The 9,520-nt window shown below is 55.9% G+C and carries 12 protein-coding genes; 3 read left to right on the top strand and 9 right to left on the bottom strand.

Features of this window, described 5'->3' with window-relative positions; all coding sequences use genetic code 11:
- Nucleotides 1–113 precede the first annotated feature (113 nt).
- On the top strand, nt 114–542 hold the full coding sequence (locus AB8B75_RS21590; protein ID WP_405365213.1) for a thermonuclease family protein: 429 nt from the start codon (nt 114–116) through the stop codon (nt 540–542).
- Nucleotides 543–731: 189 nt separating this feature from the next.
- On the opposite strand, the gene AB8B75_RS21585 is transcribed toward AB8B75_RS21590, so the two are convergent.
- The 3 genes from AB8B75_RS21585 to AB8B75_RS21575 all read right to left on the bottom strand — a co-directional run bounded on the left by AB8B75_RS21585 (nt 732) and on the right by AB8B75_RS21575 (nt 2,033).
- The gene (locus AB8B75_RS21585; protein WP_405365211.1) at nt 732–1,151 is read right to left on the bottom strand and encodes a type II toxin-antitoxin system VapC family toxin; all 420 of its coding nucleotides are present in this window, start codon (nt 1,149–1,151) and stop codon (nt 732–734) included.
- Entirely contained in the window at nt 1,148–1,381 is a 234-nt protein-coding gene (locus tag AB8B75_RS21580; RefSeq protein WP_405365209.1) for a FitA-like ribbon-helix-helix domain-containing protein, read from the bottom strand. Before AB8B75_RS21580 ends, AB8B75_RS21585 begins: the two co-directional genes overlap by 4 nt.
- Before the next feature lie 142 nt (nt 1,382–1,523).
- Nucleotides 1,524–2,033: a hypothetical protein gene (locus AB8B75_RS21575; protein ID WP_405365207.1), complete on the bottom strand. Its 510-nt coding sequence runs from the start codon at nt 2,031–2,033 to the stop codon at nt 1,524–1,526.
- 82 nt (nt 2,034–2,115) lie between these two features.
- Here AB8B75_RS21575 and AB8B75_RS21570 point away from each other — a divergent pair, with 82 nt between their 5' ends.
- Nucleotides 2,116–2,412 carry a hypothetical protein gene (locus tag AB8B75_RS21570; protein ID WP_405365205.1) on the top strand — a complete coding sequence of 99 codons (297 nt, stop codon included), beginning with the start codon at nt 2,116–2,118 and terminating at the stop codon, nt 2,410–2,412.
- On the opposite strand, the gene AB8B75_RS21565 is transcribed toward AB8B75_RS21570, so the two are convergent.
- The 3 genes from AB8B75_RS21565 to AB8B75_RS21555 form a co-directional block, all read right to left on the bottom strand.
- Complete coding sequence (locus AB8B75_RS21565) at nt 2,381–2,608, bottom strand: hypothetical protein (protein WP_405365203.1); 228 nt, start codon at nt 2,606–2,608, stop codon at nt 2,381–2,383. The genes AB8B75_RS21570 and AB8B75_RS21565 overlap by 32 nt on opposite strands.
- A gap of 50 nt (nt 2,609–2,658) precedes the next feature.
- On the bottom strand, nt 2,659–4,509 hold the full coding sequence (locus tag AB8B75_RS21560) for a ParB/RepB/Spo0J family partition protein (protein ID WP_405365201.1): 1,851 nt from the start codon (nt 4,507–4,509) through the stop codon (nt 2,659–2,661).
- A 255-nt stretch (nt 4,510–4,764) separates the two neighbouring features.
- Nucleotides 4,765–5,184: a DUF3768 domain-containing protein gene (locus AB8B75_RS21555; RefSeq protein WP_405365199.1), complete on the bottom strand. Its 420-nt coding sequence runs from the start codon at nt 5,182–5,184 to the stop codon at nt 4,765–4,767.
- Between the two features lie 782 nt (nt 5,185–5,966).
- Here AB8B75_RS21555 and AB8B75_RS21550 point away from each other — a divergent pair.
- Nucleotides 5,967–6,401 carry a hypothetical protein gene (locus AB8B75_RS21550; RefSeq protein ID WP_405365197.1) on the top strand — a complete coding sequence of 145 codons (435 nt, stop codon included), beginning with the start codon at nt 5,967–5,969 and terminating at the stop codon, nt 6,399–6,401.
- A 187-nt stretch (nt 6,402–6,588) separates the two neighbouring features.
- Here the strand turns inward: AB8B75_RS21550 and AB8B75_RS21545 are convergent, their stop codons facing one another.
- The 3 genes from AB8B75_RS21545 to AB8B75_RS21535 form a co-directional block, all read right to left on the bottom strand.
- A complete protein-coding gene (locus AB8B75_RS21545) occupies nt 6,589–6,849 on the bottom strand; it encodes a type IV secretory system conjugative DNA transfer family protein (RefSeq protein WP_405365195.1) in 261 nt (86 codons plus the stop codon).
- Nucleotides 6,850–7,038: 189 nt separating this feature from the next.
- Nucleotides 7,039–7,794 carry an isocitrate lyase/phosphoenolpyruvate mutase family protein gene (locus AB8B75_RS21540; RefSeq protein WP_405365193.1) on the bottom strand — a complete coding sequence of 252 codons (756 nt, stop codon included), beginning with the start codon at nt 7,792–7,794 and terminating at the stop codon, nt 7,039–7,041.
- A gap of 2 nt (nt 7,795–7,796) precedes the next feature.
- Nucleotides 7,797–8,864 (bottom strand): bifunctional transcriptional activator/DNA repair enzyme AdaA, encoded by a 1,068-nt coding sequence (locus tag AB8B75_RS21535; protein WP_405365192.1) that lies wholly within the window; start codon nt 8,862–8,864, stop codon nt 7,797–7,799.
- Between the last annotated feature and the right edge of the window lie 656 nt (nt 8,865–9,520).

Genomic DNA, 9,520 nt, shown 5'->3' with positions numbered 1-9,520 from the left:
AACCCCTGCCAGTGAAGACCCGTTAGGAGGTCCTTGATCCTGCCATGCTGAAACGGCCGAGAATAAGCCCCCACCGCTTCCGGCCTTGGAAAAGGCGGCGGATAGCTCGCGGGGTGCTGCTTTCCGGCGTCCTGCTGGTTCTTCTCGGGCTGTGGTTTTATGATCCAGACCAGCCCACACAGATCACTGCGCCGGTGCAGACAACCACGGCGCAGACCGTCAGCCCAAGCAGATTGTCGGTTGTCGATGGCGACACCGTGAGGTTGAACGGTGAAACCATCCGCTTGCTAGGCTTCGACACGCCGGAAACGTATCGCGCAGAATGCGAGAGTGAGCGGCAGCAAGGTGATGCAGCCACCGCGCGATTGCGCGACCTGCTGCGCCTGGCATCGTCCGCGCAGCTCGCTTACCAGCCGCGACCTGACAAATACGGGCGAAGTCTTGCAACCCTGACCCTCGATGGTCGCAATGTTGCTGATATTTTAGTAGGAGAAGGATTGGCCCGTCGTTACACTGGCGGCGCGCGCCGACCATGGTGCTAGAGGCCGCCTATTGAAATTCACGATGCGGATTTGCCAGCCCTTGCCTCACACTATTTTGCTCGAAAAGCCCGTTGAATCCCAAAACCCAAGCCCGGTGCAGGGGTGTTTTTGCAAATGAGCGTCGCGCCCACCTGGGCGCGACGTGACCTGTGTGGCCCCAAAGATAGACGCGGTGCATAATGGCAGAGGTCATGCGCCCGCATCCCAGGGATTAATGATCTCGACACCCAGAAATTCAAACGGCTTCACATCCCGCGTGGCGACCGAAAAGCCGTGTGTCTTTGCAATCGCGGCAATCTGGGCGTCCGCCAATTTGACATCATAGGCTTTTGCCTCCGCCAGCATGGTCGCGAGCGCTTCGGCGGCTGTCCTGTCAAATGGCAATATCCGGTTGCCGCAGAGGCGGCCCAGAGTGAAGTCAAACGCCTTCCAAAGCGCCGATTTCCGCTTGCCATCCGGTAACCGCTCGATGCCGTAGCGAATTTCAAAAAGCGTAATCGTCGTCGTATAGAATTGCGCACTTTGACGCGCATTCAGCCACGATATGACCGCATCGGAAGGGGTCTCCTTCATCGGATCGCAGACAACGTTTGTATCTAGAATGATCACCTAAAGTCCGCCGGTTCGGCAGTGTCGTCGCTACGCTCGATATCAGGCAGAAACGCATCCAAACTCTGCACGTATTCTACAATCGCATCGCCAACCTTCTCTGCGGGACGTGATGCTTCATCAAGCAATTGTCGGGCGGCTTCCTCAACACTGATACCACGCTCAGCTGCAACGAACCGCACGCGGCGATGAACATCATCCGATAGGTTTCTGACCGTAATGTTTCCCATTTTATCCTCCATTCTCAGTACTGATATCATACCATACATCTGACTGCATTGCTATCATTGATGCATTATGAGTACAAAAGAGGCCTCGCCGAAGCGGGGCTGAGTTAGATCCTCACCACGAGGACGCAAAATTCACGGACTCTCAGCCTCTCTTTCGAGAGATAAACCCGTCCGGTGTGAACGCGTCGATCTGCTCGCCGGTGCGCCGTGACATGGTTTGCCCGTCGCTCGATACGCTGATCTCTGCATCCGGCGAGATGCGAATGATGGAGCCGTCGCCTTCCAGATAGGTCGTCTCCGCATCCCGCTCGATCTTCACCGATCCATCGGCGTCGATCCTGATCCAATCGTCATCGACCAAGACCTTTATGCTGTGTTCGTCGATCACCACACCGGACCACCCAAGCACATGGTCGCGTCTGATAACCATCTTGAACGGGTGCAATTTGATCTGCACATCGGCGGCGTCATCGTCGCCCTTCAAAACAACGAACGCTTCTTGATCTTCTGGCTTTGCCAGTAGACGTGCGATGGCGTCTTTGGGCCGCCAAAGATAAGGCGTTTCACGCCGTTCCTTCTTCTTGTTTTTATGGAACGCGATCATCAGTTCGGCGGTCTTCCAGACGGCGCGGACGGTGCTTGGGACTGTCATAACATTTTACTCCATACACGGGCTTGCTGCTACCAGCTCATATCTTCAATCGTCACGCAATTATCGCATCCGGCGTGACAAGATGATGCGCTTAAAACAGCGCAAGTTGGTCCGGCTGCGGGCGAATGGCTGCGCAGCCGCGGGGGTCTACGGTCCACTCACCTTCGCTCAGCTCGATACTGGCATCTGGCCCGTGCTGCTCAATGAACACGCGGTCAGCCTCGGCGCAGCGGGAATGGTGCACCTCTTTGGCCATGTGTCCGCTGGGGCGGCGGCACCAGACGCCGGGGGCTTTGCCGCAATCAGGACGACGGACGGCAAGGACGGGGAGACGGTGGGCGGTGAAGTCAGGCATGGGTTTCGTCTCCCGTTTCTTTGAGTTTCAGATAGAGGGCCGCCGACAGCACGCGGTCCTGCTTGGCGCGCTCGCGGGCAAGCGCCTCGATCAGCGGGGCCAATGTGGCCCTGATCTGCGCCTCGGTTGCACGGTTGGCCGTGGCCGATTTTTCAATTAGGTGCAGCGTCTCGATCATCTTTTCGACGCGGCCCAGATTAGTGTTGTTCTCAAATGCCATGACAGTTCTCCATTCAGAGGGGCAGGGCGCTACCGCGCCCCGCCTCGAGCTCACGCCATGCCTTCGGGCAACCACGCGTCGACCCGCGCGGCCTGCGCCTCGGTGACGCCAAGGGCGCTGCGCACCTCTGCGTCTGAGAACAACGCGGCCAGTTTGTCGGCCTTCTCGGCTTTTTTCAGCTTGGCAAAGGTTGTCGCGGTCGGATGATCTTCGGCAAGGTCCAGAAGATCGCGCCACACCCCGTTAAGGTAGGGACCACCCACACGGCTGAAAAAGTTGGCCGCTGTCGGTGTCCAGACGTCGCGGATATTCGGCTGGGTCTCCTTCGCAACCATCGCCATCAGCTTTTCATCACCGCCGCGATATTGCGCCGCCAAGAACCGCGCCAACTCACCCCGTACATGTTCTGCTCCTTTCTTACGAAAAGCCCGGAAGGATGCGCCAAGGTCTTTGGCCTCCCACATATCGCGCGGCGGGTTGGTGGTCAGCCGCTCGTCCAACGCGTAGCCTTCGGCCTCGGTCGTGGGCCAGTTCGGCACATCAACCTTGGATAATCCAATGGGGTTGGCCCACCGTAAATCATGGCTCAACTGATACGCCAGAAGATCAATCAACAGGTCAGGATCGCGCAGGACCGCGTGTTGCTGCGCGCCTTTGGCGATACGGCTCAGATCATCCGCCAATGCCTGTGAAATCGGTGACTTCAGCTTGTCGGCGGCACTACTGCTGTGCATCGACTTCGCCAGTACACCCGCTTCAATTGCGGCCTTCTTGTCCTCCGGTTTGACCAACGCACCGCTCACGCGCTGCTCACCGCGCCCATCGACATAGACGAACAAGCCAGCATGGGCGCGTTGATCGTCGCTGTAATCCCCGTCGAGGATCGCCTGCAAGGTCGCCAAGATAATCTTGCCTTCACCGTCCAGCGCGTCGTCAAATTCCAACTCACTCAGCGCCTCGAACTGCTCGGCTTCTTCTTCGGATAAAATGCCATCTTCGGCATAGACAGAGCCATACTTGTCGAGGCCCAGATCGTAGTGGTTCAAAAATTGGTCTTCGATCACCTCCACCCATTTCCAGCCTTCGGCCTGCAAGCCCTCTGCGGCCTCAGCCAGTTTGGCGGCAAACAGATCATCCAGAAGGACCACATCATCAAAGAACGTCTGATCGCTGAACAGATCGGCGCTCTTGCGGCCCCCGGCTTCATCATAACCCGCCTCGGTCACATAGATCACGCGGCGGTCTGATCCTTTCACCGCGTCGGGCTTCAACATCTGCCGGATTTGATGATCGCTGTAACCGCCGCCCTTGACCCGTTCCAGCACTTCAAGGCTCACCTTTTCGTCTTGGCTGATCGTGAAGGATGCCGCGTTGGACAGGTTGATTTCATTGGCCTGTAGGGCATCCAGCACCGGCTTGGGCAGGTCCGCCAGCGCGAGGCGGCGATAGACATGCGCCTCACTGACCGCAAAGGCCCGCGCAATCTCAGGTGCTTTCGCGCCCTTGGCTTCCATCTTTCCGTAAGCGCGGATTTCTTCTGCCGGGTGCAGATCAACACGGGCCACATTCTCCATGTTGGCCCAGGCTGAGGCGGTGTCGCGATCTGCGGCCAGCATGACCATCGGGTTTGCCAGATCGGGCCGGATGGCGGCAAGGTTGGGGTGCTTCTCTGCAAGATATTTCAGGGCGCGCAACCGGCGTCCGCCTGCGACAATTTCAGCGCCACCTGCATCGTCGGCCAGCCCTGCGATGGATTGGATCAGGCCAGCGGCCCAGATGCTTTCCGCCAGCGCAATGACGTCCTTTTCCGGCACGTCCTGCCGGGGATTGAGCGGGGATAGTGTGAGTGCGGCCAACGGGAACCGGGCTTCTGTCGCTGTGATCTTCGATTGCTTTGTCATTGGGACATATCCTGTGTCTTGTGATGATGGGTTTTTCGGTTATGGTTGCCCCACCCCTGACGGGGTGAGGCGAGGCCCTTAGTGGGCTGCGTGTCTGATCAGGAAGCGGCGTCCAATGCCAAAGTGATCGCCCTTCCTGACAAGCGCCCATGCCTCGGCAATGCGCTTATTCAATGTGTCTCTATCCATCTATCTCCCCTCCTTTCCGGCGCGGGTTGCGCCTGACGAAAACGCCCCTTTCGAGGCGTCCTGATTTCAGTAATCGGTTGAAAGCATTAGGGTCAGCACGCGGCGCGTGACGTCTGGGTTTGCGTCGTCGTCAGTGCCATAACGATAATCGCGGTCGTACAAATCGACCTTCCATAGAAAGTGTTCTGTCTTACCGTCGATTGTCAGCGCGAAGGCTCCGAAATCACGTTTCAGATAAGGATCATTGTCCTCCGTGAATTCGGAAAACTGCATGACGGTCGTCATGATCTTGGCCTGCCATGCAAAGCTGAGCGCGGCGACACCATTTGTTTGCACGATCTGTCCGGGGATTGTGAAGTCGGCTCCCCATGTATTTCGGAAACGGTCATTCTGCTCGCCTACCAGCTTGAAACGGGCGATACTTTCTGGCGTTTCGTCAACCAGAGCGGTGCGAAAATCAACAGGGACTTCGGCTGTATTCTGCATGGTTTCATGTTCCTTTGTGGTGTGTGGTTGGGGTCTTTGCCCCTTTTGGGTCGAGGTTTGGGACAGCCGCGAATGCGGCCTGTTCCTGAAACCTTGCCATGTGGCGAACTGAGGGGGTCGAGACACGCCTGAATCGACAAACTGGTGCGGCCCGCAGCGCCGCGAGGACACGGGTTTGTCTATTCAGGTTGTCCGAAGGGGGCCGACGAAACGACCCCCTTACGGCGCAGTGGCGTTCGGTATATCCGAACCCCAAGCCCAAGAACTCAGGATCGTAGATCCGTTGCCCCAGGGATCGTCACCCAACGGGCCGCTCACAAGGTCGCAAGCGAGCATGTTTCAAAGCCCCCGCTCGGGCTCAGAGAGACAGCGCGCGGGTCATTGAAACAGGGAGAAGGCGCGCGCAGGGTGCGGATCTCGGGCCAGCTCTTCGGCTGGACTGCAAGCAGAGCCCGGTGGCACGGCCAAAGGCCGGGGCAGGAGGCCATAAGCAGGCGGCTTTAGGGCTCCATTGAAAGCAGGTTAGGCGGTTTTATTCTTGTTACGTTTTCGGGTGTGTTAGGATCGGAGACCTGCTGGTACCGTCTACTCGGCGGGCTGGATGTGGGGCAGCTTTCTAAACCCGACAATGCGGGCACAAGTTTCTCGTTGGTTTCTTGGCGTGAACATGGGGGTCACGAACAGTGAGTGTTTTGAGCTTTTCGAGATCTGTATCCGTTCCAGATGATTTTGGCATCACATTCAAGACGGTTGACCAATGCAAGCAATGCATAGACGTGATCATGGATGAAATCGTTCCTTTGGTTCTTAAGGATCGCGGCCTTCATGATCAGGCGTCTAAAGTGACATCACTCTCTGGAGGTTTTAGAGCCCGGCTCCTTAAACTGTACTCAGTCTTGGACCAGGTGATACAGTTGCTTGACATTGATCGTCTGGAAAGTTCTGACCTTAGCGAAGCGACGGCAGACATGAATATGGCGGCTTTCAATTGCTTGAGCGACGCTTGTTATGTACTGATGATGTATAACGACGCAAGGTCGCAAACGTCTCCGGAAGACGTTGGGTATTATCTGAATTTTGCGGAGGACTTCGCAAAAACGTCGATAGAAAATGCTGCGAAGGTTGCACCAAAATCATGGCATTTGGTCGATCGTTTGACACCCCTAGGTATTGTTCGGCTTCAAACGTCCAGCGGTCGGAAGGACGTCGCTATCTAGCGTGATGCCTTCCCTGGACGGCCACAAGTTCGGTGGCGCACACGGGCAAGTTCAGTTTGGTCGACAGGAAGGCTTCGCCAATTTCATTTTTTGGTTTTCCCAAAGACCGCACCGGCTGCAGTATGAACCATGTGCAATCACTTTTGGGCCGATCTTCCGATTTTGCCGATCCGGGATGTCCACTCCATCAGAACCGGGCCCCAGAATTCAGCAGTTCTCTGATGCGTAGCTGAACGATTTCAATACACTCGCAAACAGCATTCAATTGTTCTTTTCGTGCGTATTGATAGATATACCCCGCCATCAGCCCCATAGCGCGTTCCACAGCTTCCAGACGGCCCAGAGCCGCAAACTCGTCCAACAGGAAGAGGGCGGGGGCCTTTAGGCGCTCCACAGGCCTCTGAGCGGCGATCTGGTGGCTGAGAGGGCCTGTCGGTGCCGCTGACACTTCTGCGTCCCTTGCGATGTCCTGAAGCGCCTGAGCGACCAGAAGACGCAGCCCACGGCTGTAGGCGTCCAGACGGTTGGGGACCCATCGGCGCTGACGTCAGACAGGTCGGCAGTGCGGGACAAAGCCGCCAAACAGAAATCCTTACTTAGAGTCCGCTTTGAGTTCCCCGTCTTCAAACGCCTGTCCTCAGATAGCGCTGTATCGTTCTTTTAGATCGCTCGTTGCGTTGAAGTATGGGCCAGGTCCGTAGCTGAGGCGTGAAACACCGACATGGGCGATGTCTGCTGATGTTTTGATATCGCCCATGGCCATGACATTTACAGGCAAGCTTGTTGCTGCCGTGATTTTTGCGATCAATGCAGTATCAGTTAGACCCGGGATGAAAAAGCCATCGGCCCCGGCTGCGGAATAAGCTGCTTCGCGCTCGATTGCTTCATCAACTAAACTGCTGTGCGTTTTCGGATCAGACCCGAGGAACAGGTCAGTTCGGGCATTTATGAATAGCGGTAAATCCATACTGTCAGCCGTATGCCGGATAGCCTTCAAGCGTGTCGTTTGTTGTTCGATATCGTACAGCCCATCACCCTGCACGACTTGATCCTCAAAGTTGATGCCGACTGCGCCGGCTTTGATCATCATAAGGGCATTTTTCGCGACATCTTCCGGCGACACAGCGTAGCCGCCCTCGAAGTCTACGGTAACGGGAACATCAACGCTTGCCACAATGCGTTCGACAATCTGTAACACAAATTCGAGCGGCATCGCTTCGCCATCGTCAAACCCATGTGCTGCGGCTATTGACCAGCTTCCCGTTGCAACGGCTTTGCTTCCTGCGTCAACGATCGTCTTGGCACCACCGGCGTCCCAAATGTTGTATAAAACAACCGGGTTCTGTGTGGTGTGCATGTTTTTGAAGGCTTGCGCTTTGTTGGCTTGGGTCATGATTACTTGTCCATATTAAGTGGCAGATACTGCCGTTCGGTTTCTAGAAGTTTCTGCTTGCGCCAAAGCCCACCGCCATAGCCGGTCAACGACCCATCCGCGCCGATCACACGATGGCAGGGGATCACGAGGGCGATTTGGTTGGCACCATTGGCCCGTGCGACAGCGCGTGCAGCCGTTGGACGGCCAATCGTTTCTGCAATCTGCGAATAACTTCGGGTTTCACCCACAGGAATGTCGCGCAATGCGTCCCAAACCGACTTTGTGAATGCTGATCCATGATAGGCGAGCGGGGTTTCAAAGCCTGTTAGCGTTCCCTCAAAAAATGCCGTCAGCTCTGATGCAATTTGTCGGGAAGGTGTGGTTTTACCAATACCTATCCGACCCTTGGACACCTCATTCAGTTTTGCCAACTCTGTCCGGAGCGCCTTTCGATCTGCAAACTCCAGCAGATGCAATTCAGACGGGCTGGTAACAGCAATCATGTCACCCAAAGGGGTGGGAATCCAATCGGCGAACAGGATCGGGTCACTATCCAAGCGACCAGGCGCTTTGCCGAGCAGTTTTGCGAATGCGGCGCGGAATGCACTGGCCGACGAGAACCCGGCATCGATCTGCGCTTCAATGATCTTACCGCCGTCAACGATGGTTTCAAATCCATCCCGCAACCTGCGTTGTCGCGCCATTTCAAGGAAAGTCATGCCAAACTGGCGCTTGAAACTACGTCTGATGGTGGAGGGGTCAAAGCCCATCTTTTCAATATCGGACTCCCGCCAGCGGTACTCTGGTCGCTCATCTAGCGCAGTCAACAAAGCTGAAATCGCAGGATCAGCTGATGCCATTGGCTTGAGAGGGTGGCACCGCTTGCACGCGCGAAAGCCGCGCTCGATACACTCTCCGACAGTCTCCAGAAAGGTGCAATTTTCACGCTTTGGTTTGCGCGCCGGACAGGTCAGCCGACAAAAAATACCAGTACTGGAAACACAGACATAAACCCGCCCATCATAGGTCGCATCGCGGGCGAGCAAGGCATCATACAAAGACGCGTGGTCTGGAAGGTCAAACAGCATAAGACCCTCTAACATGCCCCAAATGTTGCGCCGCCGGTTTTCGGGCGTCTATTGATTTAAAAATTTTAAGTCGATTTGTTGGAAGCCGCCGTTCATGCGTCTCGCAGCATTGGTCATAGTGGGCTCTTCCAGCCCCTTCGCCGCGTGATATACGAACGACGGCTCCCAGGAACGACGCCATCTGCACGGTGAGCCTGACAACACGTATTATGAGGCGCAGCACAACGGCGCGGCTGTAAATATGCTGGTTTGGAGAAACGCTCTGGAGCACATGTTCGCGCATCGAGACCCCGAAGATGTTTGCGCCGACATCGTAGCACTGGAGGAAAGTGACGAGTTCCAAAATACCCCAAACATGCCTCAGCAGGACAAATTAGGATGACACGTAAGCAATTGCCAAAAAAGCTGGAGAAAGAGATTTATCAGCAGTTCGGATCGAAATGTCCCTTTTGCGGTGAATCCGATGTAAACACCTTACAGGTGCATCACATCGTTGCTCATGCACAAGTTCAGGCGGGACTGTTGCGTTAATGGTGGTGGCACCGATTGTTGCTTTTGAAGGCGTTTGATCATGCGGCCGCGAACAATTGGACAATGAATTCGATCTCGCCCTGAACACCTGGTTGTTTGTGATGGATGTGGCCGCGTTTGATGGT

The sequence above is a fragment of the Roseobacter sp. genome, from assembly GCF_045106495.1.
Taxonomy (GTDB): Bacteria; Pseudomonadota; Alphaproteobacteria; order Rhodobacterales; family Rhodobacteraceae; genus Roseobacter.
The sequence above is the reverse complement of the archived record's forward strand: the minus strand, read 5'-3'. Positions and strand labels throughout refer to the sequence as shown.

Bases quoted from the DNA above. Each gene is read 5' to 3' on its own strand.
- AB8B75_RS21580 (WP_405365209.1), bottom strand. From the start codon at position 1,381: ATGGGAAACATTACGGTCAGAAACCTATCGGATGATGTTCATCGCCGC.
- AB8B75_RS21575 (WP_405365207.1), bottom strand. From the start codon at position 2,033: ATGACAGTCCCAAGCACCGTCCGCGCCGTCTGGAAGACCGCCGAACTG.
- AB8B75_RS21535 (WP_405365192.1), bottom strand. From the start codon at position 8,864: ATGCTGTTTGACCTTCCAGACCACGCGTCTTTGTATGATGCCTTGCTC.
- AB8B75_RS21550 (WP_405365197.1), top strand. From the start codon at position 5,967: ATGGATGAAATCGTTCCTTTGGTTCTTAAGGATCGCGGCCTTCATGAT.
- AB8B75_RS21540 (WP_405365193.1), bottom strand. From the start codon at position 7,794: ATGACCCAAGCCAACAAAGCGCAAGCCTTCAAAAACATGCACACCACA.
- AB8B75_RS21565 (WP_405365203.1), bottom strand. From the start codon at position 2,608: ATGGCATTTGAGAACAACACTAATCTGGGCCGCGTCGAAAAGATGATC.
- AB8B75_RS21555 (WP_405365199.1), bottom strand. From the start codon at position 5,184: ATGCAGAATACAGCCGAAGTCCCTGTTGATTTTCGCACCGCTCTGGTT.
- AB8B75_RS21570 (WP_405365205.1), top strand. From the start codon at position 2,116: ATGATGCGCTTAAAACAGCGCAAGTTGGTCCGGCTGCGGGCGAATGGC.
- AB8B75_RS21560 (WP_405365201.1), bottom strand. From the start codon at position 4,509: ATGACAAAGCAATCGAAGATCACAGCGACAGAAGCCCGGTTCCCGTTG.